General features: G+C 75.6%; 27 protein-coding genes. 14 read left to right on the top strand and 13 right to left on the bottom strand.

Annotation, left to right across the window (positions count from 1 at the left end; all coding sequences use genetic code 11):
* Position 1 precedes the first annotated feature (1 nt).
* Positions 2 to 1,057 carry a sensor histidine kinase gene (locus NFX44_RS12795; RefSeq protein WP_262283738.1) on the top strand — a complete coding sequence of 352 codons (1,056 nt, stop codon included), beginning with the start codon at positions 2 to 4 and terminating at the stop codon, positions 1,055 to 1,057.
* Here the strand turns inward: NFX44_RS12795 and NFX44_RS12800 are convergent.
* From NFX44_RS12800 to NFX44_RS12810, 3 genes are all read right to left on the bottom strand, one after another.
* The gene (locus NFX44_RS12800) at positions 1,007 to 2,302 is read right to left on the bottom strand and encodes a sodium:proton antiporter (protein ID WP_262283739.1); all 1,296 of its coding nucleotides are present in this window, start codon (positions 2,300 to 2,302) and stop codon (positions 1,007 to 1,009) included. The genes NFX44_RS12795 and NFX44_RS12800 overlap by 51 nt on opposite strands.
* Positions 2,303 to 2,367: 65 nt before the next feature.
* Positions 2,368 to 3,129 carry an HAD family hydrolase gene (locus tag NFX44_RS12805; RefSeq protein WP_262283740.1) on the bottom strand — a complete coding sequence of 254 codons (762 nt, stop codon included), beginning with the start codon at positions 3,127 to 3,129 and terminating at the stop codon, positions 2,368 to 2,370.
* Positions 3,130 to 3,169: 40 nt separating this feature from the next.
* Complete coding sequence (locus tag NFX44_RS12810) at positions 3,170 to 5,308, bottom strand: SpoIIE family protein phosphatase (protein WP_262283741.1); 2,139 nt, start codon at positions 5,306 to 5,308, stop codon at positions 3,170 to 3,172.
* 200 nt (positions 5,309 to 5,508) lie between these two features.
* On the opposite strand from NFX44_RS12810, the gene NFX44_RS12815 reads away from it, so the two are divergent.
* Entirely contained in the window at positions 5,509 to 6,372 is an 864-nt protein-coding gene (locus tag NFX44_RS12815; RefSeq protein WP_262283742.1) for a hypothetical protein, read from the top strand.
* 58 nt (positions 6,373 to 6,430) lie between these two features.
* On the opposite strand, the gene NFX44_RS12820 is transcribed toward NFX44_RS12815, so the two are convergent.
* Positions 6,431 to 6,793, bottom strand: coding sequence for a DUF6401 family natural product biosynthesis protein (locus NFX44_RS12820; RefSeq protein ID WP_262283743.1), 363 nt, complete (start codon positions 6,791 to 6,793; stop codon positions 6,431 to 6,433).
* A 164-nt stretch (positions 6,794 to 6,957) separates the two neighbouring features.
* Here NFX44_RS12820 and NFX44_RS12825 point away from each other — a divergent pair, with 164 nt between their 5' ends.
* Positions 6,958 to 7,404 (top strand): hypothetical protein, encoded by a 447-nt coding sequence (locus NFX44_RS12825; protein WP_262283744.1) that lies wholly within the window; start codon positions 6,958 to 6,960, stop codon positions 7,402 to 7,404.
* Here the strand turns inward: NFX44_RS12825 and NFX44_RS12830 are convergent, their stop codons facing one another.
* The gene (locus NFX44_RS12830) at positions 7,405 to 7,614 is read right to left on the bottom strand and encodes a hypothetical protein (RefSeq protein WP_262283745.1); all 210 of its coding nucleotides are present in this window, start codon (positions 7,612 to 7,614) and stop codon (positions 7,405 to 7,407) included.
* A gap of 181 nt (positions 7,615 to 7,795) precedes the next feature.
* Between NFX44_RS12830 and NFX44_RS12835 the strand changes: the two genes are divergently transcribed.
* The gene (locus NFX44_RS12835) at positions 7,796 to 9,040 is read left to right on the top strand and encodes a sugar MFS transporter (protein WP_262283746.1); all 1,245 of its coding nucleotides are present in this window, start codon (positions 7,796 to 7,798) and stop codon (positions 9,038 to 9,040) included.
* Positions 9,041 to 9,077: 37 nt separating this feature from the next.
* Here the strand turns inward: NFX44_RS12835 and NFX44_RS12840 are convergent, their stop codons facing one another.
* From NFX44_RS12840 to NFX44_RS12855, 4 genes are all read right to left on the bottom strand, one after another.
* A complete protein-coding gene (locus tag NFX44_RS12840; RefSeq protein ID WP_262283747.1) occupies positions 9,078 to 9,341 on the bottom strand; it encodes a hypothetical protein in 264 nt (87 codons plus the stop codon).
* 108 nt (positions 9,342 to 9,449) lie between these two features.
* Complete coding sequence (locus NFX44_RS12845; protein WP_262283748.1) at positions 9,450 to 9,911, bottom strand: SRPBCC family protein; 462 nt, start codon at positions 9,909 to 9,911, stop codon at positions 9,450 to 9,452.
* Positions 9,912 to 9,966: 55 nt separating this feature from the next.
* A complete protein-coding gene (locus NFX44_RS12850; RefSeq protein WP_262283749.1) occupies positions 9,967 to 10,383 on the bottom strand; it encodes a DUF2795 domain-containing protein in 417 nt (138 codons plus the stop codon).
* An 86-nt stretch (positions 10,384 to 10,469) separates the two neighbouring features.
* On the bottom strand, positions 10,470 to 11,447 hold the full coding sequence (locus NFX44_RS12855) for a YihY/virulence factor BrkB family protein (RefSeq protein ID WP_262283750.1): 978 nt from the start codon (positions 11,445 to 11,447) through the stop codon (positions 10,470 to 10,472).
* A 144-nt stretch (positions 11,448 to 11,591) separates the two neighbouring features.
* Between NFX44_RS12855 and NFX44_RS12860 the strand changes: the two genes are divergently transcribed.
* Positions 11,592 to 11,996, top strand: a complete 405-nt coding sequence (locus NFX44_RS12860; protein ID WP_262283751.1) for a ChaB family protein — start codon at positions 11,592 to 11,594, stop codon at positions 11,994 to 11,996.
* A 60-nt stretch (positions 11,997 to 12,056) separates the two neighbouring features.
* Here the strand turns inward: NFX44_RS12860 and NFX44_RS12865 are convergent, their stop codons facing one another.
* Entirely contained in the window at positions 12,057 to 13,490 is a 1,434-nt protein-coding gene (locus NFX44_RS12865; protein ID WP_262283752.1) for an aldehyde dehydrogenase, read from the bottom strand.
* A gap of 72 nt (positions 13,491 to 13,562) precedes the next feature.
* Between NFX44_RS12865 and NFX44_RS12870 the strand changes: the two genes are divergently transcribed.
* Entirely contained in the window at positions 13,563 to 15,155 is a 1,593-nt protein-coding gene (locus NFX44_RS12870; protein ID WP_262283753.1) for an NAD(P)/FAD-dependent oxidoreductase, read from the top strand.
* 303 nt (positions 15,156 to 15,458) lie between these two features.
* On the opposite strand, the gene NFX44_RS12875 is transcribed toward NFX44_RS12870, so the two are convergent.
* The 3 genes from NFX44_RS12875 to NFX44_RS12885 all read right to left on the bottom strand — a co-directional run bounded on the left by NFX44_RS12875 (position 15,459) and on the right by NFX44_RS12885 (position 17,776).
* Positions 15,459 to 16,226 carry a polyprenol monophosphomannose synthase gene (locus NFX44_RS12875; RefSeq protein ID WP_262283754.1) on the bottom strand — a complete coding sequence of 256 codons (768 nt, stop codon included), beginning with the start codon at positions 16,224 to 16,226 and terminating at the stop codon, positions 15,459 to 15,461.
* A gap of 114 nt (positions 16,227 to 16,340) precedes the next feature.
* Complete coding sequence (locus NFX44_RS12880) at positions 16,341 to 17,342, bottom strand: SDR family oxidoreductase (protein WP_262283755.1); 1,002 nt, start codon at positions 17,340 to 17,342, stop codon at positions 16,341 to 16,343.
* Positions 17,339 to 17,776: an SRPBCC family protein gene (locus NFX44_RS12885; RefSeq protein ID WP_315974589.1), complete on the bottom strand. Its 438-nt coding sequence runs from the start codon at positions 17,774 to 17,776 to the stop codon at positions 17,339 to 17,341. Before NFX44_RS12885 ends, NFX44_RS12880 begins: the two co-directional genes overlap by 4 nt.
* 263 nt (positions 17,777 to 18,039) lie before the next feature.
* On the opposite strand from NFX44_RS12885, the gene NFX44_RS12890 reads away from it, so the two are divergent.
* The 8 genes from NFX44_RS12890 to NFX44_RS12925 are packed head-to-tail and all read left to right on the top strand — an operon-like array spanning position 18,040 to position 26,635.
* Entirely contained in the window at positions 18,040 to 19,641 is a 1,602-nt protein-coding gene (locus tag NFX44_RS12890; protein ID WP_262283936.1) for an HAD-IIIA family hydrolase, read from the top strand.
* Positions 19,638 to 20,612: a glycosyltransferase gene (locus NFX44_RS12895; protein ID WP_262283757.1), complete on the top strand. Its 975-nt coding sequence runs from the start codon at positions 19,638 to 19,640 to the stop codon at positions 20,610 to 20,612. Before NFX44_RS12890 ends, NFX44_RS12895 begins: the two co-directional genes overlap by 4 nt.
* Positions 20,597 to 21,814, top strand: a complete 1,218-nt coding sequence (locus NFX44_RS12900; RefSeq protein WP_262283758.1) for a glycosyltransferase — start codon at positions 20,597 to 20,599, stop codon at positions 21,812 to 21,814. The genes NFX44_RS12895 and NFX44_RS12900 overlap by 16 nt, the downstream gene beginning before the upstream one ends.
* A complete protein-coding gene (locus NFX44_RS12905) occupies positions 21,814 to 22,506 on the top strand; it encodes an SIS domain-containing protein (RefSeq protein WP_262283759.1) in 693 nt (230 codons plus the stop codon). Before NFX44_RS12900 ends, NFX44_RS12905 begins: the two co-directional genes overlap by 1 nt.
* Positions 22,507 to 22,517: 11 nt before the next feature.
* Positions 22,518 to 23,996, top strand: coding sequence for a PfkB family carbohydrate kinase (locus tag NFX44_RS12910; protein ID WP_262283760.1), 1,479 nt, complete (start codon positions 22,518 to 22,520; stop codon positions 23,994 to 23,996).
* Positions 23,993 to 24,694 carry an SDR family oxidoreductase gene (locus tag NFX44_RS12915; protein ID WP_262283761.1) on the top strand — a complete coding sequence of 234 codons (702 nt, stop codon included), beginning with the start codon at positions 23,993 to 23,995 and terminating at the stop codon, positions 24,692 to 24,694. The genes NFX44_RS12910 and NFX44_RS12915 overlap by 4 nt, the downstream gene beginning before the upstream one ends.
* The gene (locus NFX44_RS12920; protein ID WP_262283762.1) at positions 24,691 to 25,662 is read left to right on the top strand and encodes a glycosyltransferase family 9 protein; all 972 of its coding nucleotides are present in this window, start codon (positions 24,691 to 24,693) and stop codon (positions 25,660 to 25,662) included. Before NFX44_RS12915 ends, NFX44_RS12920 begins: the two co-directional genes overlap by 4 nt.
* Positions 25,646 to 26,635, top strand: a complete 990-nt coding sequence (locus tag NFX44_RS12925; RefSeq protein WP_262283763.1) for a DNA topoisomerase IB — start codon at positions 25,646 to 25,648, stop codon at positions 26,633 to 26,635. Before NFX44_RS12920 ends, NFX44_RS12925 begins: the two co-directional genes overlap by 17 nt.
* Positions 26,636 to 26,725: the final 90 nt, after the last annotated feature.

The following is a 26,725-nucleotide window of genomic DNA, read 5'->3' on the forward strand; positions in this document are numbered from 1 at the left end:
AGTGAGCGGTGCCGGCGGTCGGCCGCGGGACGGCAGGGCCGGCGTCGACCGGTCGCCGTTCCCGGAGGACGGGCTGCGCCACGAGGCCCTGTTCTACACCGACGACCGGGACTACCACGCCGCCGTGCGCAGGTTCGTCGAAGCCGGACGGGCCGCCGGTGAACCGGTGCTGGTCGCCGTGCCCACCGATCGGCTGCGCCTGGTCCGGCCGCTGCTCGACCCGCTCGACGATGTCGACCTGGCCGACATGGCGGTGCTGGGGCGCAACCCGGCGGCCATCATCGCGACCACGCTGGGTGACTTCGTCAACCGGTTCCCCGGCCGCCGGGTCCGCGTCGTGGGCGAATCGCTGTGGCCCGACCGGCGGCCGGCCACCCACCGGCACTGCGTCGAGCACGAAGCCATGATCAACCTGGGTCTCGCCGACCGGCCACTCACCATGCGCTGCCTGTTCGACCGGTCCCGGCTGCCGGCGGCGACGCTCGCCGACATCGCCCGCACCCATCCCTGGCTGGTCAGCGGGGGAGTGGCCCGGCCCAGCGCCGGTTACCGGCCGCCCCGGGCGGTGCTGCGCCGCTTGGCCCGCCCGCTGCCCCCGCCACCCGACGGCGCGCACGCCGAGCCGGTCCGGCCGGAGGGCCTCGGGGCGCTGCGCGCGGCGGTGGCGGCCGTCGCCGAGGCCGCCGGGCTCACCGCGGAACGGATCGACGACCTGCGGATCGCCGTCACCGAGCTGGCCTCCAACGCGCTCACCCACGGCGCCGGGCCGGCCATCGCCCGGTGCTGGGCCGCCGCGGGCGACCTCGTCTGCGAGGTCAGCGGCCCGGGCGAGCTGGCCGACCCCCTGGCCGGCCGGATCCCGCCGCCGGTGACCGGCGTGCGCGGCCGGGGGCTGCTGCTGGTGCACCGGCTCTGCGACCTGGTGGACGTGCACGTCGCCGACGGGGTGACCACCGTGCGGCTGCACCTGGAGCTGCCGGCCGCCCGGCTGGTGCCGGCGCCCCGGTCAGCCCCGGACGCCGTCCAGGGCGGGTTCGTCCGCCCGGCCCCCCTCTGAGGCCTCCCGGGTCCGCTCGCCGGCCCGGTCCAGCAGCTGCATGACCGGGGTAGCCGCGATCCCGTGCACCACCACCGAGATCATCACCACGAGGCCGACCGTCGCCCAGATCAGCTCGGCCTGCGGAAACTCCGTCTTGCTGGTGGCGTACGCCAGGTAGTAGAACGAGCCGACGCCGCGGATGCCGAACAGCGAGATCACCCAGTGTTCGGCCGGACGGCCCGGCGCGCCGCGCAGCGACAGCCAGCCGGCCAGCGGCCGGATCACGAACACGAGGGCCAGCCCCACCAGGGCCGCCGGCCAGGTCAGCGGGGCGAGCAGCCCACCGATCACCGCGCCGCCGAAGAGCAGCAGCAACAGCACGGTGAGCAGCCGCTCGACCTGCTCGGCGAAGTCGTGCAGCACGGAGTGGAACTCGTGGGTGCGTTCCGCCGCGCGAATCGCCCGGGCCGCCACGAAGACGGCCAGGAAGCCGTACCCGCCGACCACCTCGACCAGCCCGTACGCCAGGAAGGTCGCGGCGAGGGCGAGGAAGCCCTCGGCGTGCCGGGCCAGCCGCAGGTCGCTGGGGGCCCGGAAGAACAGCTTGCCCAGCAGCCAGCCGACGAGCAGGCCGCCGCCCACCCCGACGGCGAGCTTGTAGAGCACGTCGACCGCGAGCCAGTGGGCCAGCCAGTCCGCCGGGGCAAGACTGGTGGTGGCGATGGCGATGGCCGCGTAGACGAAGGGGAAGGCCAGGCCGTCGTTCAGCCCGGCCTCGGAGGTGAGCGCGAAGCGCACCTCGTCCTCCGAGTCCTCCACGTCGGTCGGCTCGCCGACCTGCACGTCGGAGGCGAGCACCGGGTCGGTCGGGGCGAGCGCGGCGCCCAGCAGCAGCGCCGCGGCCGGCACCAGGCCGGCCCACCACCAGCCCAGCACCGCCACCGCGGCGATGCACAGCGGCATGGCGACGGCCAGCAGCCGCCACGTCGACGACCAGCGGGCCCAGCTCAACGGCCGGTCGATCTTGAGGCCGGCGCCCATGAGCGCGACGATCACGCCGACCTCGGTGAGATGGGTGGTCAGCTCCGGCCAGCGCAGCGGGTCCGGTGTCGGCAGGCCGGTGGGCAGCACGAAGACCAGCATGCCGAGGCCGAGGAACGCGATCGGCATCGACAGCGGCCGGCGTTCCAGCACCCGGGGCAGGATCCCCGCCAGCAGGGCGCCGACGCCCAGCAGGGCGAACGCGACATCGACCGGTTCCACGGCACCACCCTTCCGCCGCCCGGCGGTACGGGCAGGTGGTCACCAGTGCCCCGAAGCGGTCCCGGCTATGCCTCCGTGTCCGTCTTCTCGCCCGTGGGACCGGTCACCGTGTCGCCGGCCCGGCGCGGAGCGCGAACCGACCTGCCCGGGTCGGTGAGGGCGGCGATCGCGCTGTCGGCGAGGCCGTCCAGCAGGGCGGCCGGGTCGTCGTAGACGGCCACCGCTCCCGAGCCGGCCAGCTCGCCGCGGCTGGTGCCGCCACAGGTGAGCCCGATGCAGGGCACGTCCAGCTTGCCGGCGGCGGCGACGTCCCAGACCGAGTCGCCGACGAACACCACGCGCTCGGCGGCCAGCCCCGACTGGGCCAGCGCGGCCGCCAGGATGTCCGGCGCCGGCTTGCTCTCCTCCGCGTCCGCCGAGGAGGTCACCGTGTCGATCACGTCGTCGGCGTCGAGGGCGGCCCGCAGGGCGGCCACCTCGTGCTCGGCCGCCGACGTGGCCAGCACCACCCGCAGACCGCGGGCCGCGCACGCGCGCAGCAGATCCACCGCCCGGGGCAGCGGCACCAACCGCTCCCAGTACTCGGCGTACAGCGCGTCGTGCGTGTCGCGCAGCTTGCCGTCCGCGTCCCGGTCTCGTTCCGCGCCGAGCAGGTGGTCGAGGAGCTTGTCCGAGCCCATCCCGATGGCCCGGTGGATCCGCGCCATCGGCACCCGGTGGTCGCCCTGGCGGAGCGCCTCCCACCAGCTCACCGTGTGCAGGTACGTGGTGTCTACCAGGGTGCCGTCCACGTCGAAGAGGACGCCGCAGCGGTTGTCGTCAGGCATGGCACCCCTCCTACCCGTCCGGGCCGGCCCCGACGCGCGGTCACCCCGACGGGATGAGGATTTCGAACCAGACCGTCGAACCGCGCACCGTGGGGTCGGTGCCCCAGGCGTCGCTCAGCTCCTCGATGAGCCCCAGCCCGCGGCCCCGGCTGCTCAGCGTGTCGGTCTGCGCCCGGGTCACCTGCCCCCGGGTGCCGGAGTCGGCGACCGAGACCAGCAGGCGTTCCGGGCTCAGGTCGATCTCGACCCGGGCGGCGGTGCCGGCGTGCAGCAGGGCGTTGGTGGTCAGCTCGCTGGTGCAGAGCACCGCCGCGCCGACCACCGCATCGGGCACCTGCCAGTCGGTGAGCTGGGCGGTTAGCCAGTGCCGGACCCGGCTCGGCGCGGTCGGCTCGGCCGGCACCTCCATGCGGGCCGACCGGCTCGGCTTGACCGCGTGCTCGACGGCCAGCACGGCCACGTCGTCCTCGGTGGCGCCCGGAACCGCGGCGGTCGCCACCGCGCAGAGCGCCCTCGGGTCCCCGCTGCTCGCGGCGGTCACCGCCGAGCTCAGCCCGGTCAGGCCCGCGGTGAGGTCCTGCCAGCGCCGCTCCACCACCCCGTCGCTGAACAGCAGCAGGGTGTCGCCGGGGCGGAACGGCACGGTGACCGTCCGCGGGCGGCCGCCCAACCCCAGCGGTGGGGCCGGCGGCACCTCGACGTACTCGGCGACCGGGTCGCTGTCGGCAGGGCAGCGCCGGATCAGCGGCGCGGGGTGGCCCGCGCTGGCCAGCGTGACCTGCTCCCGGTCGGCCTCGATCACCCCGAAGACCACGGTCACGAAGAGCTCCTGCGTGCCGCCCTCGGTGCCCAGGCTGGCGACCAGCCGGTCCAGGCCGCCGAGCACCGCGTCCGGCCGGGGATCGGAGAGGGCCAGCGCGCGCAGCGCGGCGCGTACCTGGCCCATCCGGGCGGCGGCCTGCACGTCGTGCCCGGCCACGTCGCCGAGCACCACGCCGAGCGCGCCGGTGGGCAGCACGAACGCGTCGTAGAAGTCGCCACCGGCGGCGTTGCCGTCGACGCCGGGGTCGTAGCGGGCGGCGATCCGCAGCCGGGGCAGGTCGGGCAGCTGCTCCGGGAGCATGCTGCGCTGCAGCAGCTGGGCGGTGCCGTGCTGGGTCTCGAAGCGGCGGGCCCGCTCGGCGGCCTGGCCGACCAGCTCGGCCGAGGCGGCGAGCAACGCCCGTTCCGCCGGGGACCAGGGGTGCGCGGCCTGGTAGCCGACGGTCAGCGCGCCGCGGATGACGGTCGAGCGCAGCGGCAGCGAGGCGATCGCCCGGATCTTCTCGTCGTGCCGGTCCGCCGCGTTGTCCCGTAGCGGCCGGCCGTCGCCCACGAACGACGACACCCCGCTGCGGGCGGTCACCGCGATCGGGATGGTCGAGTCGGCGGGCAGCCGCCGCCACAGCGGCGGCAGCCGCTCGTCGGCCTCGTCCAGCAGCTCACCCCGGACCCGGCGGACCATCCGCCAGGCGGAGCCCTCGTCGACGACGAACGAGACCCGGTCGGCGTCGAAGGAGTGCAGGCAGTAGCGCAGCGTGACCCGGGCGACGTCGTCCAGGGTGAGGGTGCCGGAGAGCGCCGCCGCGAAATCGCTCAGGCTCTGCAGCTGCTGGGTGACCTGGGTGGTCTGGGCCGCCACGGTGAGCACGCCGATGATCTGCCCGGTCGAGTCGCGGACCGGGGAGTAGCCGCGGGTGAACACGGCGGGCTCGGCGTGGCCGGCCTGGTGCCGGTCGACCGGCAGCACGGCCTCCCGCTCCAGGTAGGGCTCGCCCCGCCGGTAGACCCGGGTGACCACCTGCCCGGCGGCGGGGTCGTGCCAGAGGTCGGCGAACACCTCCGCCGCCGGCTGTCCGAGCGCCGCCGGGTGCCGGTCGCCGATCAGCTCCGCGTACCCGTCGTTGTAGAGCAGGACCAGGTCCTCGCCGTAGAGCAGGGCCATCGGCACCGGGGAGGCCAGCACCAGGTCGACCACGGCACTGACCGCCGGATCCCAGCCGTCGGGCGGACCGAGCGGCGTGTCCGCCCACGGGTGGGCCAGGACGGTCGCCGCGCCGGACCCGGTCGCGTCCGCTCCGGCGCTCGCTCCCGGGTTGGGGGCTGATGGCGTGGGGACCCGCCCGACGGTGCCTGGCATGACCGCAGCCTAACCGGAGGCTGACGGTCAGGTTTCGAGCGTGCGCGGGCGTCGGCCGCCAACCGACCCGATCGCGGGTGTTAGTGCAGGTCAGGGGCGGTTCGCCCGGTCATGTCGGGAAATTGCCCCGGGTCGGCTCGGAGTGCTGCCGACGCGACCGGGTATGCGGGCGGCGCAGTTCACGCGACAGGAGGGACAACATGCCGAAAACCCTCGCGGTCGGGCAGGCCGACATCGGTGACGCCCTGACCGATTTCTGGAGGTCGGTGCTGCTCTTCATCCCGAGGGCCATCGCGTTCATCGCGATCCTCGTGGTGGGTTGGCTCATCGCCCGAGCCGTCCTCAAAATCGTGGACGCGGCACTGGAACGGGTGGGATTCGACCGCGCCGTCGAACGCGGCGGCGTCAAACGCGCGCTCGAACGCACGAGATACGACGCCAGCGACATCCTGGCCAAACTGGCCTACTACGCGGTCCTGCTGTTCACCCTGCAGTTCGCCTTCGGGGTGTGGGGACCCAACGCGATCAGTGACCTGATCCGGGGGGTGGTCTCCTGGCTGCCGCGGGCCTTCGTGGCGATCGTCATCGTGGTCATCGCGGCCGCCATCGCCAACGCGGTGCGGGATCTGGTCTCGGGCGCCCTCGGTGGGCTCTCGTACGGCCGGGTGCTGGCCGACGTGGCGGCGATCTTCGTCCTGGCGCTCGGCATCATCGCCGCGCTCAACCAGGTGGGCATCGCCACCACGGTCACCACGCCGGTGCTCATCGCGTTCCTCGGCACCATCGCCGGCATCCTGGTGGTCGGCGTGGGCGGTGGTCTGGTGAAGCCCATGCAGGCGCGCTGGGACCGGTGGCTCGACCGGGCCGCCGCGGAGTCCCGGGCGATCCAGCAGCAGCGCCAGGCGCAGGGCGCCGGTCGCAGCGACTACGAGCGGCAGATGGCCGATCGGGGCGGCCAGCCCGCCCCGGCCACGCCGCAGTCGTCGATGTTCGGTGCGCAGGGCACGTACCGCTCCGGCACCGCCGGGGACGAGACACAGCAGTTCCGCCGGCCGAACGGCTGAGCGACAACGGGGCGACGAGGGTGTCCGCGGGGCGATCGCGGGCACCCTCCGCCGTGTCTCAGGCCAGGTCGCGAGGGTCCAGCACGCGGGTCAGCAGGCAGACCGCGAGCAGGCGGGTGAGCACCCAGTCCGGCTCGGACCAGTCGACCGGCTCGACCGGCGGCTCCCAGCCGTGCTCCCGCGCCGCGTCGCGCACGCCCTCGGCGTATCCGGCGAGCGCCGCCACGGTCAGCGGCCGGCGGTCGCCGTCCAGGCTGTCGCGTACGCCCGCGGCGTGCTGGTCGACCGCGGCCAGCAGGCCGGGGTTGGCGGCGGCCGCGGCGAGGCCGGCGGTGCCGACGGCGGTGGTGAGGGTGGTGAGGCTGGACCTCGCGGCCAGCGCCGCGGATCGGGTCGCCACCCGGTTGTTCGGCACGCGCATGGTGACCGAGGCTAGCCCCGCCGGGAGCGGGGCGGCCTCGGCCGACCGGCCGATGCCCGGGTCCTCCGGGCGATGCGGTGCCCCGCCCGGCGGGATTGAGCCGCGCGCCGCGGGGCAGAAGGGATACCGCGCAGACCGCGCAGCAGACCCCGCGGAGGAACGGAATGGGACAGCAGGTGGACGGGCCGGACCAGGCGCACCGCCGGCCGGCGGGTGTGAGTGACGCCACGGTCGAGGCCCTGGGCAAGCTCAGCGAGGCGCTGGAGTGCGTCGAGCGGGCCCGTGGGCACCTCTACTCGCTGCACCAGCTCATCGGGCACGCCGACCTCATGCTCGACGACGCCGTGGAGCTGTTCCGCTCCGCCGGGCACCCGGATCTGGCCGCACGCGTGGAGGAGGACCTGCTCGGGCGCAACGTCATCGCGGGACGCTGGACCTTCCAGATCGTCGAGGACTTCGACGACGGGTACTACGCGCTCTTCCGGGAGCTGGACCGGCGAGCCCGCGACGAGCTGGTCGGCGGCCGGCGGCACCTCTACGAGGCGGAGATGAAGGAACGGCGCCGCAGCCCGGGGCGGCCGGGGCACGAGGCGCGCCCCGCCGAGGGCTGATCAGTCGGAGGAGCGGGCCTGCGCCGTGCGGCGTACGCCGTCGTCGGCGATGATCACGGTCGCCACCATGAGCGCCACCACGAGGCTGAACAGCCAGGAGCTGTCGTCGACGAGCCGGGCGGCGACGGGGGCCTGAACCGCGGCGAGCAGGAAGCCGAGCCAGGCAAGGCGGCGCTGACGCTGGGAGAGGAAACCGGAGCCCTGTTGCATCCCGAAAGTGTTACGCGGGGCAGGGGCATCGCCGTCAGCCGTTCGGCCGATTCTGGATGGGCTGTCCGTTTTCCTACCCGTCCGTATCGCACTTTTTGTCGTTTCGGCTGAGCATAACTCTCACCGGGGCGCCCGGCCCCGGTCGGTCCCGGCCGGCGGCGGCTGGGCAGGATGGGGCCTCGTGTCCCGCGTCCCCGCTCCGCCCCGCCCCGCCCTGCTGCTCCTGGCCTACCTGGCCTTCGTCAGCCTCGGGCTCCCCGACGGCCTGATCGGGGTCGGCTGGCCGTCCATCCGGTGGGACCTGGGCGTGCCCACCGAGGCGGTCGGGGTCGTGCTCACGGCGGGCACGGTGGCCTACCTGACGTCCAGCGTGCTCGCCGGGTTCACCCTGGCCCGGCTGGGCGTCGGCTGGCTGCTCGCCGGCAGCACCCTGCTGGCCGGCGCCGCCCTGACCGGGTACGCGTCCACCCCCGCGCTCGCCGTCATGGTCGGCTTCGCGTTGGTCCTCGGGCTCGGCTCCGGGGCGATCGACGCCGGCCTCAACGCGTACGCGGCCGCCGCCTTCGGTCCCCGGCACATGAACTGGATGCACGCGTTCTTCGGGCTCGGCGTGGCGATCGGTCCGCTGATCATGACCGCGGTCCTCGGCGCCGGACTGAGCTGGCGCTGGGGGTACGCGCTGGTGGCCGCCGCCCAGCTCGTCCTGGCCGCCGCGTTCGCGTTCACCGTGCGGCTGTGGCGCGGCGACCCGCCGGCCGGCGCGACCCTGCCACCGGACCCGGTCGCACCGCAGGTGGTGCCCGGCGAGCCGGCCGGCGCGGGGCCCGCGCGGCGGACCTCGATCGGCGCCACGCTGCGGCTGCCGGCCGTGTGGCTCGGCGGGGCCGCCTTCGCCGTCTACGTGGCCGTCGAGGTGTCCACCGGCCTGTGGGCGTTCCTGCTGCTCACCGAGGGGCGGAAGCTCTCCGCCGCGGTGGCCGGGCTGTGCGTCTCCGGCTACTGGGGGAGCCTCTTCGTGGGGCGGGTGGTGCAGGGGGTGGTGGCGGAGCGGCTGGGCACCGCCCGCGTGCTGCGCGGCAGCCTGCTCGGCATGGCCGGGGGAGCCGTCCTCATCGCGCTGCCCGCGCCCGGCTGGGTGACCGTCGCCGGCCTGCTGGTGGTGGGCTTCGCGGCGGCGCCGGTGTTCCCGCTGCTCACCCTGACCACGGCGGAACGGGTGGGCCGCGACCACGCGGACCGGACCATCGGCCTGCAGATCGGCGCGGCCGGCCTGGGCGCCGCCCTGGTGCCGGCCGCGGTGGGGGTGCTGCTGGCCAGGGTCTCGGTGGCCGCGCTCGGCCCGACCCTGGTCGTGCTCGCGGTGGCGCTCGTCGCCCTGCACGCCGCCGGCGCCCGCCCGGCCGCCCGGGGATCCCGGGCCGGCTGAACCCCGGGGCGCGCACTCCGGGCGCCCCGAGGGCGACTCACCCGTTGTCCGGGCCGGTCCGCCCGGTCGTCGACGGCCGGTACGCCCGGTCCGCGTCGGTCATCTCCCGCCGCTCGGCCTCCGGGCCGGCGCCCCGGTCCACCGCCTCCGGCCCGTGGCCGAACGCGGCCTCCTCGCCGGCGTCGTTGCCCGTGACGTCGTCCGCCTGCCCGTCGAGGCTCGACCCGGCGAGCGCGCGGTCCAGTTCGCGCAGGGGAGTGCGTTCCTCGTCGCGCCACACGTGGCTGTCGTTGTCGGTCATTCCCCTGCGGTACCCGGGCCGGATGATCGCAAACGGCCCCCGGACGCGGCGATGGCCGCCGGAGCGCCGGCGGCCATCGGGGTTCGCGTTGTCCGGGGGGTCGGCGACTCAGGGGGTCGGCCGGTCGACCTTGCCGCGCCAGGCGCCGGTCTCCTGACCGCGCCGCTCGATGTACTGCTTGAACCGCGCCAGGTCGCCCTTGGCCCGGCGGTCGACCACGCCCAGCTTGTCGCCGGCCTTCTCGACCGCGCCGTGCGGCTCGAACTCCAGCTGCAGCGTGACCCGGGTGTGCCCCTCGTCCAGCCGGTGGAAGGTCACCACACCGGCCTGCTGGGTGCCCCCGGTGGAATGCCAGGCCACCCGCTCGTCGGGCAGCTGCTCGGTGATCTCGGCGTCGAACTCGCGCTTGACGCCGGCGATCTCCACGGTCCAGTGGGTCATCGTGTCGGAGAGCTGCCGGACCTCCTGGACGCCCTCCATGAAGTGCGGAAACTCCTCGAACTGCGTCCACTGGTCGTAGGCGGTGCGGATCGGGACGGACACGTCCACGTGTTCCATGACTCCGCTCATGTCGGTGTTCCTCCTGTTCCGCCGGTGACTGCTCGCGGACCGTGGGCCGGTCCGCTCACCAGCGCGTCGTCTCGTTCTTGTGCCCGAGGGCGGCCCACACCTCGGACACCGTCTGGTACCGGGTGCCCTCGGGCAGGCCCTGCAGCGCCGCCACGATGTCGTCCGGCGCCTGGTTCTCCCGGGCGTTGGCCACCAGCGTGTCGCGGTCGCCGGGCAGGGCGGTCATGGTGATGAACCGGCCGAGCCGACTGCGCGCCTCGACGTCGTCCATGCTCATTCCCTGCGGGTTGCCGCCGCGGCTGGCGCCGGCCGTGAGCGTCTTCGGCTCCGGCTGGTCCTCGCCGGCCGGCTCCGGCTGGCGGGACTCGTCGACGCGGGAGCCCCCGGCCCCCGGGCCCTGGACCAGGCCACTGACGTCCTGAGCCATGTTGTCGTCAACCCTGGGCGAGTGCTTGCTGCTGACTCGTTCCATGCCGACAGACATGCCCGAGGGGGCCGCAGGTAAACCGACGGCGGCCGGCCGATCCGGTCATCCGCCGCCGAACCGGGCAAAGTCGGTCAGGAATCCGGCGTCGCGCGGGGCGCCAGCACCGGCTCGTCCGGATGCTCGACGCCGGCCTGGATCATCCGGCCCCGCTGGAGTTCCGCATTGACCTGCACGCCCAGCATGAGGGCGCAGTTGGACAGGTAGAGCCACACCAGGAAGGCGATGACCGCGCCCAGGCTGCCGTAGGTCACGTCGTACGAGCCGAAGTTCGCCACGTAGAGGCCGAAGCCGAAGGAGGCGAGCACCCACGCCAGCAGGGCCAGCGCGCCGCCCGGGGTGAGCCAGCGGAACCGGGGCTGCCGCACGTTCGGGGCGATCCAGAACAGCAGGGACAGCAGGGTCATCGCCACCAGCGCGAGGACCGGCCACTTCGCCACCGTCCACACCTGGCGGGTGAGCCCGCCGGCGTGCAGCCGGTCACCCACGAAGTCGGTCACGGGGCCGCTGACGATCAGCGCCAGGGCCACCACGGCGAACAGCACCAGCGACACCGCGGCGAGCCCGATCTGGATCGGCCGGAGCCGGTAGAACGGCCGGCCCTCCTCGACCCCGTAGATCGCGTTGGAGGCCCGGGTGAACGCGCCGATGAAGCCGGAGGCCGACCAGAGCGCGCCGAGCAGACCGAAGCTGAGCAACGCCTTCGCCGGGCCCTGCTGCTCCACCACGCCGCGCACCACCGTCACGAACGCGTCGTTGCCGACCACCGAGCCGGCGCCGATCTCCCGGGCCAGGTCGATCACGGTGTCCACGGTGCGCGGCCCGTCCGAGACGAGCCCGACCAGGGCGACCACCACGATGGTCGAGGGGAAGAGCGCCAGCACCCCGTAGTAGGTGAGCGCGGCGGCCCAGTCGGCGCAGTTGTCCTTGACGAAGCCGCGCCCGGCGCGGACCAGCACCCCGCGCCAGGTGGCCCAGCTCAACTGGCGTACCCGGCGGGGGATCCGGGCCCGCGGCCGGCCGCCGGCCGCCGCGTCCGTCGTCGCCGTCATGACCGCCTCCTCCGCGCCGCCGGGCGCACCCCCGGCAGGTGGCCCGGGCGGTACCCGGTGGGGGATGTCGACAAACCGGTGCCGGTTTGTCCTGGACGGCGGGGGGAATCGGTAGAGGATCCCACGGAGACGGAGGAGGACGAGATGCCCGGGCGCGAGGTACTGCCCAGCACGCTGAAGCGCTCCCCGGACAAGGCGCAGCGGACCTGGGAGAAGACACACGACTCGGCGGTCGAGACGTACGGCGAGGGGGAGCGGGCGCACCGCGCCGCCTTCGCCGCCGTGAAGCACGAGTTCGAGAAGGTCGGCGACCACTGGGAGCCGAAGGGGCGCAAAGGCCCGAGCGACCGGCAGGCGGCCGGCGGCGGGCCGGCCCGGCGGGCCCCCACGGCCGGCGGGGTGGACGCCAACGCCAAGAAGGAGCACCTCATGGAGGTGGCCAAGAAGCTCGACGTGCCGGGCCGGTCCCGGATGACCAAGCCGGAGCTGGTCAAAGCGATCGAGAAGGCGAACAACAACGCCACCCGCAAGGCCCGCGGCGGCCGCTGACCGGCCGACCACGACACGGGAGCCCGGGACCAGCCTGGTCCCGGGCTCCCGTCGTGCCGCTCACCAGTGGCCGCCGCCCGGCGCCTCGATGTGGACGGCCTTCACCGTGCTGAACTCGTCGAGCAGCTCCGGGCCGTACCCGAAGCCCTGCCCGCTGCCCCGGCGCGGCTGCGCGGCGCCGCCCGGCGCGCCGCCGAACACGGCGTTGACCTTGACGGTGCCCACCGGCAGCTCCCGCCAGGCCCGGTGGGCGTGGCTCATCGAGCCGGTCAGCACCGTGGCGGCCAGCCCGTACGGGGAGTCGGCCGCGCAGCGCAGCCCCTCGCTGAACGAGTCGACCACGACCACCGGGGCGACCGGCCCGAAGGTCTCCTCCCGGACCAGGGTCATCTCGTGCCGGCAGTCGCTGACCACGGTCGCCGGGTAGAAGGCCCCTGGTCCGTCCGGCACGCCGCCGCCGGTGCGCAGCCGCGCGCCCTCGGCCACCGCAGCGGTGACCTGCCCGTGCACGTGGTCCCGGTGCCGCTTGTCGACCAGCGGCCCGAGCTGGGTGTCCGGGTCCCGGCCCGGGCCAACGACGAGCGCCTCGGCCCGCTCCACCAGCGCGTCGACGAAGTCCTCGGCCACGTCCCGGTGCACGTAGATCCGCTCCACCGCGACGCAGATCTGCCCGGCGTTGGCGAAGCAGCCCAGCGCGGCCTGCTCGGCCGCCCAGACCGGGTCCACGTCCGCGTCCACCACGAGGGGGTCGCTGCCGCCGTTCTCCAGCAGCACCTTCGCGCCGGTGCGCGCGCCGGCGGCGGCGATCGCCCGGCCGGTCGCGGTGGAACCGACGTGGGCGACCACGTCCACCTCCTGCCCGGCCAACGCCGCGCCCACCTCGGGGCCGCCGGTGAGCAGCGACAGCACCCCGGCCGGCAGCGCCGAGTCCAGGGCGCGGGCCAGCAGCCAGCCGGTCGCCGGGGTGCGCTCGCTCGGCTTGTGCAGGACCACGTTGCCGGTGACCAGGGCCACCCCGAGCAGGCCGCAGGAGACGGCCACCGGGTCGTTCCACGGGGTGATGGCGGCGACCACGCCGCGCGGCTCGGGCGCCATGAAGTCCAGTGCGGAGGTGGCGCCGTGCAGGGTGCGGCCGCCCCGCACCGGGCCGAGTTCGGCGTACTGTCGCAGCGTGCCGATGCCCGCCGCCACGCCACCGCGCGCGTCGTCCAGCGGCTTGCCCATCTCCGCCGTGGTGGCCTGCGCCAGCTCGTCGGCGACGGCCTCGACCGCGTCCGCCGCGCGGTGCAGCGCCGCCGCCCGTTCCGCCGGGGCGGTCGCCGCCCACTCCGCCGCCGCGCCCCGGGCCGCCTCGACGGCCTTGGCCACCTCGTCCGCCGTCGCCACCGGCACGGTGGTCACCGGGGAGCCGTCAGCCGGATCGTGTACGACCAGCTCGCCCCCCGAACCCCCGGCACCCCAGACTCCACCTATGAGCTGTGCAACCGTGTACATGCGGCAGTGGATGCCCCGACCCGGGCCAGGCAAACGCGTTTCGCCCGGTAACCGGCCGGGTAGGCGGGTCGGATGATTTCCACCGCGGACGCCGTCGTCATCGGGGCCGGCCACAACGGGCTGGTGGCCGCGAACCTGCTGGCCGACGCGGGCTGGGACGTGCTGGTGCTGGAGGCGACCCAGGCCCCCGGCGGCGCGGTGCGCTCCGCCGAGGTGACCGCCCCCGGTTACCTCAGCGACCTCTACAGCTCCTTCTACCCCCTCGGCTTCGCCTCGCCGGTGCTGGGCAACCTCGACCTGGAGCGCCACGGTCTGTCCTGGACCCACGCCCCGGACGTGCTGGCCCACCTGCTGCCCGACGGCCGCGCGGCCGTGGTCAACCGGGATTTGGACGCCACGGCCGCCTCGCTGGAGGCGTTCGCGCCGGGCGACGGCGACCGGTGGCGGCAGGCGTACGCCGACTGGTGCCAGGTGGCCGAACCGATGCTGGACACCATCACGAGCCCGTTCCCGCCGGTGCGCGGCGGGCTGGCCCTGCTGCGCCGGCTGAAGGTCTCCGGCGCGCTGCGGCTCGCCCGCCGGCTCGTCGTGCCGGTGCGCAAGCTCGGCGACGAACTCTTCGCCGGTGAGGGCGGGCCGGCGCTGCTGGCCGGCTGCGCCCTGCACACCGACCTGTCGCCGGAGGAGGCCGGCTCCGGCGTGTACGGCTGGCTGCTCGCCATGCTCGGCCAGCAGGTCGGCTGGCCGGTGCCGGTCGGCGGCGCGCAGCGGATCACCGACGCGCTGGTCGCGCGGCTCGTCGAGCGGGGCGGCCGCATCGAGTACGGCGCCCGGGTCGAGCGGGTGCTCACCGCCCGGGGCCGGGCCATGGGTGTGCGCACCGCCGGCGGAACCGACTGGCGGGCCCGGCGGGCGGTCCTCGCCGACGTGCCCGCCCCGGCGCTCTACCTGGACCTGGTCGGCCCGGCCGCGCTGCCGCCCCGGCTGGTCGAGGACCTGGCGCACTTCCGGTGGGACGGCTCCACGCTCAAGGTGGACTGGGCGCTCTCGGCGCCGGTGCCGTGGAAGAACCGGGCGATCGCCGGCGCGGGCACCGTGCACCTGGGCGCCGATCTGGACGGGCTCACCGCGTACGCCGGGGAGCTGGCCCGCGGCGAGGTGCCCCGGGATCCGTTCCTGCTGGTGGGGCAGATGTCGGTGGCCGACCCGAGCCACTCCCCGCCGGGCACCGAGTCGCTCTGGTCGTACACGCACCTGCCGTTCCGCCGGCACTGGCGGGCCGAGGACGTCGCCGGGCACGTGACGCGGATGGAGGAGGTGCTGGAGGAGGCCGCCCCGGGCTTCCGCTCGCTGATCGTCGGGCGGCACGTGGCCGGTCCCGCCGACCTGGAAGCGGCCGAGCCGAGCCTGGTCGGGGGCGCGCTCGGCGGCGGCACCGCGGCCGCGTACCAGCAGCTCTTCCTGCGGCCGATCCCCGGCCTGGGCCGCGCGGACACCCCGGTGGACCGGCTCTATCTGGCCAGTGCCTCGGCGCACCCGGGCGGCGGGGTGCACGGCGCGCCCGGGGCGAACGCGGCCCGGGCCGCTCTGGCCCGCGACCGGGCGCTCACCGGCGGCGTGTACGCGGGCGTGATCGGCGCCGCGCACCGGACCGTCTACCGCTGACCGGCCAACCGGCAGGGTCCACTCGTCGCTTCCCCGTCGACGTCGCTGACCGGTGCCCGCGGGCCGGCATCCCTCCCGTACCGCCTTTGCTCTGCAGCCGCATAGGCGGCGGTCACGCAAGGTGTCCGGCCGGCGCCGGCTCGGCGGCCGAGCGGTTCCTCGCCGCCCAGGTGGGGAGGGTGCTGCGGCGATGGCTGCAGAGCAAGGGCGGCGGGAGATCGAGGCGGCCATGACGACGAAGCCTCACGCTGCGTCGTCATGACGCAGCGTGAGGCCAGTGTCCGTGCGAACGGCGAGCGCGGGTCAGGTGTCCAGGTTGCGGTGCCGGGTCCGCAGCTTGAACGGCATCAGCGCGCTCTCGATCTTGGTGGCGGTGGTCATCTTCGAGGCGCCCTCACGGCGCTCCTCGAAGCGGATCGGCACCTCCAGGATGGTGTGCCCCAGCTTGGTGGCCAGGTAGTGCATCTCCACCTGGAAGCTGTAGCCGTTGGACTGCACCCGCTCCAGGCCGATGTCGCGCAGCGCGTCGGCCCGCCAGATCTTGAAGCCGGCGGTCAGGTCGCGGATCCGCACCCGCAGCAGCGTGTGCACGTAGAGGTTGGCCCAGCCGCTGAGCGCGCGCCGGTAGAGCGGCCAGTTCTCGTCCAGCTCGCCGCCCGGCACGTAACGCGAGCCGATGACCACGCCGGACTGGGTGGAGAGCAGCGCGCCGAGCATGCCGGGCAGCGCCTCCGGCGGGTGCGACAGGTCGGCGTCCATCTGCGCCACGTACTCCGCGCCGTCGTCGAGCGCCCGCCCGATGCCGTCCACGTACGCGCGGCCGAGGCCCTCCTTGCCCGGGCGGTGCACCACGAGCACCCGGTCCGGGTGCTCGATGGCCAACTTGTCGGCGACCTCCCCGGTGCCGTCCGGGGAGTTGTCGTCCGCGACGAGCACCTTCAAGCCCGGCAGCGGCAGCGCGAGGAGGCGCTCGACCAGCACCGGGAGGTTGCCCGCCTCGTTGTAGGTCGGAACGACGACGGTCAGGCGTGCGTCGCGCCACGGGGAGGGCAACTGCACGGGTTCGATCATCACGGACATCCTCGGTCGGCCGACAGGTTCACCTGAGAGGGTAGCCAGTACCCTCCGCGCGGTCCGCACAGACGCCCGCCCGGAGGATTCCGGACGGTTCGCCGGCGTGGGCGGTCAGCGTAACCGGCGGGCCAGCCCGCCGGCCGCCGTGAGCAGCCCACCGATCGCCAGCACCGACACCGTGGGCTTGTGCGTGCTCACCCAGAGTGCCGCCGAGCGCCGGCGGGCCGAGTCGGCGAAGACACCCTCGGCGCCCCGGTCCCGGTCGTCGTCGCCCGGCCGGTCCAGGTTTTCGCGCCAGGTCGCCGGGTCGATCGGCGCGTCGGTCTGCTGGCTGTCGTAGCCGTCCCGGGCCAGCTTCCGGTCCAGCAGCCCGGGGAAGAGGACATTGCCCAGCCGGGCCCGCCAGGTCGGGCCGCCCACGTTCAGCTCGCGCGGCCCGTGGTCGGCGGCCCAGAGCACCGCCCGCGCGGCCACCTCGGGCGCGAAGATCGGCGGCACCGGCTGCGGATGCCGGGGCAGCCGGGTGCGTACCCAGGAGAACTGGGGGGTGTTGACGGCCGGGAGCTGCACCATCGACAGTTTCACCCCCGGGCAGTCGTGCAGCAGTTCGGCCCGGAGCGAGTCGTTGAAGCCCTGCACCGCGTGCTTGCTCGCGCAGTACGCCGACTGCAGGGGGATGCCCCGGTAGGCCAGCGCCGAGCCGACCTGCACGATCGCCCCGCGCCCGTGGGCGCGCAGGTGGCGCAGCGCGGCCAGCGTGCCGTGCACGGTGCCCAGGTAGGTGACCTCGGTGACCCGGCGGAACTCGGCGGCGGTGATCTCCCAGGCCGGCGCGAAGACCGACACCATCGCGTCGTTGATCCAGACGTCGAGCCCGTCGTAGTGGTGCGCCACGTCGTCGGCGGCCGCCTGCACGGCGCCCGCGTCGGCGACGTCCACCCGGTAGGTGCGCACCTCGGCGGCGCCGAGCCGGCGGCAGTCCCGCTCGGCGGCGGCCAGCCCGGCCGCGCCCCGGGCCAGCAGGGCCAGCCGCGCGCCGCGCGCCGCGTACGCCCGGGCCACCGCGCGCCCCACGCCCGCGCTCGCCCCGGTGATCACCACACGCTGGGTCACTGGTCCGCCTTCTGTCGGGTGGCGATGTCGGCGAGCCGGGTCAACGTCTCCTTGTTCCGCTGGTGCAGCACCAGGTCGTTGAGCTTGGTCCGGACCCACCGCAGCGGCCCGGCGGCGAAGTCCTCGCCGATGGTGACCCGCGTCCGGCCGTCGGCCAGCGGTTCGAGCCGGAACACCACGATCGCCTCACCGGCCGGCCACAGCCCGGCCCGCACCACGAACCGGTGCGGGGCGTCGCACTCCAGCACGGTGGAGGTGTCCTGGAGCGAGAACGGCCACGGGCCGGCCTTGTGGTGCAGCCGGCTGCCCACCCGGGGCCAGCTGTCGTCCACGTCCCGGACGTGCACGGTGCCCACCACCCAGTCGCTGTACGTCCACCCGTCGGCGAGCACGTCGAAGATCCGCTGCGGGGGCGCGTCGATCACTTTCTCCACAATCGCCACCCCAATCCCATACCCCCGCCCGGACCTCCGTAACGAGCGGCCGGGTTAGCTTCTCGGGCGCGGCGGGTAACGCCGGACCGGGCCGGCGGCAGCGCGGTGCGGACCGGCGTACGGCGCCGACGGGGTCTGCTCCGCCGAAGTTGATGTTTACTCCTCGGGGGGTCGGGAACCCGCCGCCCGTGCGACGGGACCACGAGCGGGATCAGTGCAGGTCAGCCCGGGTTGACCCGGGTGCTGGCCGGTTCCCGTCCGGCCTGTACGACGCGGTGCTGCTGGACCGGGACGGCACGCTGATCGAGGACGTTCCCTACAACGGCGACCCGGAGAAGGTCCGGCCACTGCCCGGCGCCCGGGAGGCGCTGGACCGGCTGCGCGCGGCCGGGCTGCGCCTGGCGGTCGTCAGCAATCAGTCCGGCCTGGCCCGGGGCTACTTCACCGCCGACGACCTGCGCCGGGTGAACGCCCGGGTGGAGCACCTGCTCGGCCCCTTCGACTGCTGGCAGATCTGCCCGCACGGCGAGCCGGACCGCTGCGCATGCCGCAAACCGGCGCCCGGGCTGGTGCACGCCGCGGCCCGGGCGCTCGGCACCACACCGGCCCGGTGCGTCCTGGTCGGCGACATCGGCGCCGACATGGCCGCCGCCGCGGCGGCCGGGGCGGCCGGCATCATGGTGCCCACCGCGGCCACGCGGGCCGCCGAGGTCGCCGCCGCGCCGACCGTCGCCGCCGACCTGCCGGACGCCGTGGGCACCATCCTCGGCCGGATGCGGCTGGTGGCCGCGCCGGAGCCGGCCCCCCGGCGGGGCACCGTGCTGGTGGCGCGCAGTGACGCGGCCGGCGACGTGCTGGTCACCGGCCCCGGGATCCGCGCGGTGGCGGCCGGGGCGGAACGGGTGGTGCTGCTCTGCGGGCCACGCGGCCGGGCGGCCGCGGAGCTGCTGCCCGGCGTCGACGAGATCATCGAGTGGCCGCTGCCCTGGATCGACGCCCCGGCCCCGACGGTCGACCCGGCCGGGATGCGCGCACTGGTCGACCGGCTCGCGGCGGTCGGCGCGGAGGAGGCGGTCGTCTTCACCTCCTTCCACCAGTCGGCGCTGCCGCTGGCGCTGCTGCTCCGCATGGCCGGGGTGCCGCGGATCAGCGCGATCAGCGACGACTATCCGGGCGCCCTGCTCGACGTGCGGCACCGCGTGCCCGTCGGGGTGCCCGAGCCGGAGCGGGCCCTGTCGCTGGCCGCGGCGGCCGGCTTCGCGCTGCCCGCCGGCGACGAACCGGGGCTGCGGCTGCGCGCCGACCGGCTGCCGCCCGCGCCGGCCGCCGGCGAGCCGGGCTACGTGGTGCTGCACCCGGGCTCCTCCGCGGAGACCCGGGCCTGTCCCTTCGAGCTGGCCACCCGCATCGTCCGGGTGCTCAGCGCGGCCGGCTACCGGGTGGTCGTCACCGGCGGGCCCGACGAGCGGGAACTGACCGCGCAGGTCGCCGCCGCGGGCGGTCTCGACCTGGGCGGGCGCACCGGCCTCGACGAACTGGCCGCGGTCATCGCCCGGGCCGGCGCGCTGGTGGTCGGCAACACCGGGCCGGCGCACCTCGCGGCGGCGCTCGGCGTGCCGGTGGTCAGCCTCTTCGCCCCGACCGTCCCGTTCGGACAGTGGGGGCCCTACCGGGTGCCCACCGTCCGGCTCGGCGACGCCGGGGCGGCCTGCCGGGACACCCGGGCCACGCGCTGCCCGGTCCCCGGCCACCCCTGCCTCTCAGCCGTCGAGCCGGGCCGGGTGCTGGAGGCGCTGCGGCTGCTCGGGGTACCCGCCGACGCGCCGGAGCCGCTGGTCACCGCCCCCGGCGGGGTGGTCGGATGAACGTCCTGGTCTGGCACGTGCACGGGTCGTGGACCACGTCGTTCGTGCACGGCAAGCACCGCTACCTCGTGCCGGTCACCCCGGAGCGCGGCCCGTACGGGCTGGGCCGGGCACGGACCTACCCGTGGCCGGAGAACGCCGTCGAGGTGACCCCGGCGGAGCTGCGCCGCGCCGACGTGGACGTCGTGCTGCTCCAGCGGCCCGAGGAGTTCGACCTGGCCTGCGAGTGGCTGGGCCGGCGCGTCGGCCGGGACGTGCCGGCGATCTACGTCGAGCACAACACCCCGAAGGGCGACGTGCCGAACACCCGCCACCCGATGGCCGACCGGGACGACCTGCTGCTCACCCACGTGACCCACTTCAACGAGCTGTTCTGGGACAACGGGGGCACCCGCACCGCGGTCGTCGAGCACGGGGTGGTCGCCCCGGCCGTCGAGTGGACCGGCGAGCTGGACCGCCTCGCCGTCGTCATCAACGAGCCGGTCCGCCGCTGGCGGGTCACCGGCACCGACCTGCTGGCCCGCTTCGCCGACCTCGCCCCGCTGGACGTCTACGGCATGAAGGTGGCCGGGCTCGCCGAGCACCTGGGCCTGCCCCCGGACCGGCTGACCAGCCACGACGACGTGCCCCAGCACGCCATGCACGCCGAGCTGGCGAAGCGGCGGGCGTACCTGCACCTGTGCCGCTGGACCTCGCTCGGGCTGAGCCTCGTCGAGGCCATGACCATGGGCATGCCGGTAATCGCCCTGGCCACCACCGAGGCCGTGGAGGCGGTCCCGCCGGCCGCCGGCGCCCTCTCCACCCGGGTCGACACGCTGGTCGACGCGGCCCGGGGCCTGCTGGACGACCCGGCGGCGGCCCGCCGGGCGGGCGCCGCGGCCCGGACCGCCGCCCGCGACCGCTACGGCCTGGAGCGTTTCCTCGCCGACTGGGACCGGCTGCTGGAGGAGGAAGTATGCGCATCGCGATGATCTCGGAGCACGCCAGCCCGCTCGCCGTCCTCGGCGGGGAGGACGCCGGTGGCCAGAACACGCATGTCGCGGAGCTCTCCGCCGCGCTCGCGGCCGCCGGCCACGACGTCCGGGTGTACACCCGGCTCGACGCGGTGGACCTGCCCGTGTCGGTCCGCGCCCCGGACGGGTACGAGGTGGTGCACGTGCCCGCCGGGCCGGCCGAGCCGGTGGCGAAGGACGACCTGCTGCCGTACATGCCGGCGTTCGGGGAGTGGCTGGCCGAGCGGTGGCGCACCGGCGACTGGCAGCCCGAGGTGGTGCACGCGCACTTCTGGATGAGCGGGCTGGCCGGGCTGGCCGCCGCGCGGCGCACCGGGGTGCCGGTGGTGCAGACGTTCCACGCGCTCGGCACGGTCAAGCGGCGGCACCAGGGCGCGCAGGACACCAGCCCACCGGGCCGGGTCGCGCACGAGCGCCGGCTGGGCCGCTCCGTCGACCGGGTGGTCGCCCAGTGCCAGGACGAGGTCGCCGAGCTGGTCCGGATGGGGGTGCCCCGGTCCCGGATGACCGTCATGCCGTCCGGGGTGAACCTGTCCACCTTCGCGCCGCTCGGTCCGGTCGCCGACCGGGACGGGACCCGGCCCCGGATCCTCACCGTGGGGCGGCTGGTCGAGCGCAAGGGCTTCCAGGACGTCGTCCGGGCCACCGCGCTGGTGCCGGACGCCGAGTGCGTGGTGGTCGGCGGCCCGCCGGCCGGGCTGCTGGAGACCGACCCGTACGCGCTGCGGCTGCGGGCGCTCGCCGCGTCCCTCGGGATCACCGACCGGGTGAAGCTGATCGGGGCCGTGCCCCGGGAGGAGATGGGGCGCTGGTACCGGTCGGCGGACGTGCTGGTGGCCGCACCCTGGTACGAGCCGTTCGGGCTCACCCCGCTGGAGGCGATGGCGTGCGGCGTACCCGTGATCGGCACCGCCGTCGGCGGGCTGATCGACACGGTGGTGCCCGGCCGGACCGGTGACCTGGTGCCCGCCCGCGACCCGGCGGCCCTCGGCGCGGCGATCCGCGGGCTGCTCGGCGACCGGATCCGCCGGTTCGCCTACGCCACCGCGGCCCTGGAGCGGGCCCGCACCCGCTACTCCTGGTCCACCACGGCCGACCGGCTCGCCGAGCTGTACGCCGAGGTGGCCACCGTGCGCCGGCCCACGCGGGTGGTCGCCTGATGGCGGCGTCCACGCCGGCCGCCGGCGGGACGGTCCTGGAGGACCACCTGACCCGGCTGGCCGCCGCGCTGCTGCCGCTGCGCGACGCCGAGCTGCTGCTGGCCCGCTGGGGCGGGGAGCTGGCCCACCGGCTGGCCTCCGGCGGCCGGCTGCTGGTGGCCGGCAACGGCGGCAGCGCCGCCGAGGCCCAGCACCTCACCGCCGAACTCGTCGGCAAACTCCGCGACGACCGCGAACCCCTCTCCGCCATCGCCCTGCACGCCGAAACCTCCGCCCTCACCGCCATCGGCAACGACTACGGCTACGACGAGGTCTTCGCCCGCCAGGTCCGCGCCCACGGCCGACCCGACGACATCCTCCTGCTCATGTCCACCAGCGGCACCAGCACCAACCTCCTCACCGCCGCCCGCGCCGCACACGACACCGGCCTGCGCTGCTGGGCCTTCACCGGCCCCGCCCCCAACCCGCTCGCCGAGGAGTGCCACGAGACGCTCGCCATCGACTCGCCGGACAGCCAGGTGGTCCAGGAACTGCACCTGGTCGCCACCCACGTGCTCTGCGAGTACGTCGACCGGGCGCTGCCGGCGGCGCTCGCCGCCCGCGCGGCGGGCACGACGCCGGCCGACACGGTGCGCACCGGCGTCGAGGTGGTGCTCGGCGACGGCCCGGACGGGAAGGTGCAGGCCCGATGAGGAGGTCGAGCATGACGGGACCCGTGGTGGTGCTCGGTGACACCCTGCTGGACCGGGACGTGGAGGGGGTGGTGAACCGGCTCTGCCCGGACTCCCCGGTGCCGGTGCTCGAGGAGACCACGCACGTCGACCGCCCCGGCGGGGCCGGCCTCGCCGCCGTCTTCGCCGCCGCGCAGGGCGCCGAGGTCGCGCTGGTCACCGCGGTCGCCGACGACGCCGGCGGGGCGCGGCTGGGGACCCTGCTCGCCGCCGCCGGCGTGCAGTTGTACGCGCTGCCGCTGGCCGGGGCCACCCCGGAGAAGATCCGGCTGCGGGCCCGCGGCCGGGTGCTGCTGCGCCACGACCGGGGCGGGCCGGCCGGTGAGCCGGGCGAGCCGAGCGAGGCCGTGCTGCGCCTGCTCGCCACGGCCTCCGCCGTGCTGGTCAGCGACTACGGCCGGGGTGTCGCCCGGCATCCCGCCCTGCGAGCCGCGCTCGCCGCGACCCGGGCGCCGGTGGTCTGGGACCCGCACCCGCGCGGCCCGGCCGCGGTGCCCGGGGTGAGCCTGGCCACCCCCAACGAGTCCGAGGCGCGGGAGCTGGCCAAGGCGCCACCGGGCGCGTCCCGGCTGGTCACCGCGTCCCGGGGCGCGCAGGCGCTGCGCCGGCGCTGGCAGGCCGGCGCCGTGGCGGTGACCCTGGGCGGGGACGGCGCGCTGCTCTGCCACGCCGGCTCCACCCCGCTGGTGGTGCCCGCTCCGGCCGCCGAGGGGGACACCTGCGGCGCGGGCGACCGGTTCGCCGCGGCGGCCACCCTGGCCCTGGCCGGGGGCGCGCTGGTCTCCGAGGCGGTGCAGGAGGCGGTGGCCGAGGCGTCCGCGTACGTGGCCGGCGGGGGAGTGGCCACCGCGCTGCCCGCCCCGGTGCGGACCGCCGCCCCGGCGCTGGTGGTCGGCGGCGGGGACCGGATCGGCGCCGCCGCGGCCGGCGAGGTGGTGTCCCGGGTACGCGCGGCCGGCGGCACGGTGGTGGCCACCGGCGGCTGCTTCGACCTGCTGCACGCCGGGCACGTGGCGACTCTCCAGGCGGCCCGGCAGCTCGGCGACTGCCTCGTGGTCTGCCTGAACTCCGACGCCAGCGTGGCCGGGCTGAAGGGGCCGGAGCGGCCGGTCGTGCCGCAGGGCGACCGGGGTCGGCTGCTGGCCGCGCTGGGCTGCGTCGACGCCGTGCTCATCTTCGACGAGGCCACCCCGCGCGCGGCGCTGTCCTGGCTGCGCCCGGACATCTGGGTCAAGGGCGGCGACTACGCCAGCGGTGGCGGCGCGGAGACCCTTCCCGAGGCGGAGATCCTCGCCCGCTGGGGCGGGCACACGGTGGTCGTGCCGTACCTGGACGGCCGGTCCACCACCGACATGATCGCGGCGGCCCGGGCCGGGCGCGGCTGGCCCTCGGCGGTCACCGGGCCGGCCCGGGAGACGGTCGTCCGGTCCACGGCGGAGGGAGCACGATGAGCGACAGCCCACCCGGGACCGGTACCACCGTCCTGGTCACCGGCGGGTCGAGCGGGCTCGGCGCGGCGGTGGTCGCTGCCGTGGCCCGGGCCGGCGGCCGTCCCCTGGTGCTGGACCGGCAGCGGCCCGCCGACGGCGTGCCCTGGGTCGAGTGCGACCTGGCCGACACCCGGGCCGCCGAGGCCGCCACCCGGGACCTCGCGGAACGCTCCGGGGGGCTGGACGCCGTGGTCACGGCGGCCGGCATGGACGTGCCGGGCAAGCTCGTCGACGTGCCGGCGGAGACCTGGGAGCGGATCGTCACGGTGGATCTGCTCGCCACCGCCGCGGTGATCCGGGCCGCGCTGCCCTACCTGGAGGCGTCCCGGGGCAACGTCGTCACGGTCGCCTCCACGCTCGGGGTGAAGGCGGTCAGCGACGCGACCGCGTACTGCGCGGCGAAGTTCGGGGTGGTCGGCTTCACCCGGGCGCTCGCCGCCGAGCTGGCCGGCACGGTCGGGGTCACGCTGCTCATCCCCGGCGGCATGCGCACCGCCTTCTTCGACGAGCGGGACGCCCAGTACCGCCCCGGGCCGGACGCGGTGCTCAACGAGCCGGCCGACACCGCCGCCGCGGTGATGTTCGCCCTCTCCCAGCCGGCCGGCTGCGCCGTACGCGAGATGGTGGTCTGCGCGCAGCAGGAGTCGTCGTACCCGTGATCCTGGTGCTGCGGGCGCTCGGGGTCGGCGACCTGGCCACCGCGGTCCCGGCGCTGCGCGGCCTGCGCGCCGGCCTCCCGGGCCGGGAGCTGGTGCTGGCCGCGCCGGCCTGGCTGGCGCCGCTGGCCGCGCTGACCGGGGCGGTCGACCGGGTGCTGCCGACCACCGGGCTGGCCGACCGGCCGGCGTGGCCCGGCCCGCCGCCCGAGGTGGCGGTCAACCTGCACGGGCGGGGGCCGGATTCGCACCGGATGCTCGCCGCTGTCCGGCCGGGCCGGCTGCTCGCCTACCGCAACGCCGAGGCCGGGCACCTGACCGGCCCGACCTGGGACGACGACGAGCACGAGGTGCGCCGCTGGTGCCGACTGCTGCACTGGTACGGCCTCCCGGCCGACCCCGGCGACCTGGCACTGCGCCGCCCGCCCGCCGCCGCCGACCCGGCCGGGGCCACCGTGCTGCACCCGGGCAGCAAGATCCCCGCGAAGCGCTGGCCGGCGGGCCGCTTCGCCGCGCTGGCCCGGATCCTCACCGCCCGGGGACACCGGGTGGTGCTCACCGGCTCGACCGACGAGCGGGACCTGGCCGCCCGGGTGGCCCGGGACGCGGGGTTGCCCCCGGACGCGGTGCTCGCCGGCCGGACCGGCCTGGCCGAGCTGGCCGCCCTGGTGGCCGGCGCCCGGCTGGTGGTCAGCGGGGACACCGGCATCGCGCACCTGGCCACCGGCTACGGCACCGCCTCGGTGGTCCTCTTCGGGCCGGTGCCGCCGGCGCACTGGGGCCCGCCGCCCGACCGGCCCCGGCACCGGGTGCTCGGGTGCACGCCCCGGGACGGGATCGACCGGGATTGGGTTGGTTCCGGCGGGGTAGGAACCCACCCGACGTTGACGGCCATCGAGGTCGACGAGGTGGTGGCCGCCGTGGACGAGGCGGAACGGGCGGTGCGGGTCTCCGGTGCGATTGCGGCGTAGTGATCCGGGCAGGCCGGGCTACGGACGCCGGCGGCGCGGCAAGGGCTGGCTCTTCGTCGACGCGAAGGGCGAGGCGGTGCGCGACCCCGACGAGCTGGCCCGGTTGAGCGAGCTGGTCATCCCGCCGGCCTGGCAGGACGTGTGGATCTCGCCGCACGCGAACGGGCACATCCAGGCCACCGGGATCGACGCGGCCGGGCGCAAGCAGTACCTCTACCACCCGAAGTGGCGGGAGAAGCGGGACGAGGCCAAGTTCGACCACGTGCTGGAGGTGGCCCACCGGCTGCCCGTGCTGCGTGACCGGGTCGGGCACGACCTGGCGCTGCGCGGCCTGCGGCGGGAGCGGATCCTGGCCACCGTCGCCCGACTGCTCGACATGGGCATGTTCCGGGTCGGCAGCGACCAGTACGCCACCGGTGAGGACGCCACCTTCGGCGTCTCCACCCTGCGACCCGAGCACGCCCGTTCGCGCGGCGGCTGCGTGGTCTTCGAGTTCCCGGCGAAGGGCGGCATCGAGCAGGTCCGCCGGATCGAGGACCCGGAGCTGTGCCGGGTGCTGACCAACCTGCGCCGCCGGCGGCGGGCCGAGGAGCGCCTGTTCGGCTACTGGGACGGCCGGACCTGGCGGGACGTGCGCAGCGACGAGGTCAACGACTACCTGCGCGAGGCCAGCGGCGGGGAGATGACCGCCAAGGACTTCCGCACCTGGCACGCCACCGTGCTGGCCGCGACCGAGCTGGCCACGGCCGGCCCGCAGCGTTCCACGACGGCCCGCCGGCGGGCGGTGGCGGCGGTGATGCGCTCGGTCGCCGAGCTGCTCGGCAACACCCCCACCGTGGCCCGTACGTCCTACGTGGACCCCCGGATCGTCGACCTCTATCACGACGGGGTGCTGGCCCCGGTGCAGCCGGACATGCCGCGCGAGGCCGTGGAGAAGGCCGTCCTGGTGCTGCTGGAGGAGGAGGCGGGCTGACCGGCCCCGCCGTCGGTCCTGGGGGGAAACACGACGGGGCCGGAAACCGATGTGGCCGCCGACGGCCGGTGCCGCACGGGGTGCCGCCAC

Source organism: Micromonospora sp. MA102 (assembly GCF_025460765.1).
GTDB classification, from domain to species: domain Bacteria; phylum Actinomycetota; class Actinomycetes; order Mycobacteriales; family Micromonosporaceae; genus Micromonospora; species Micromonospora halotolerans.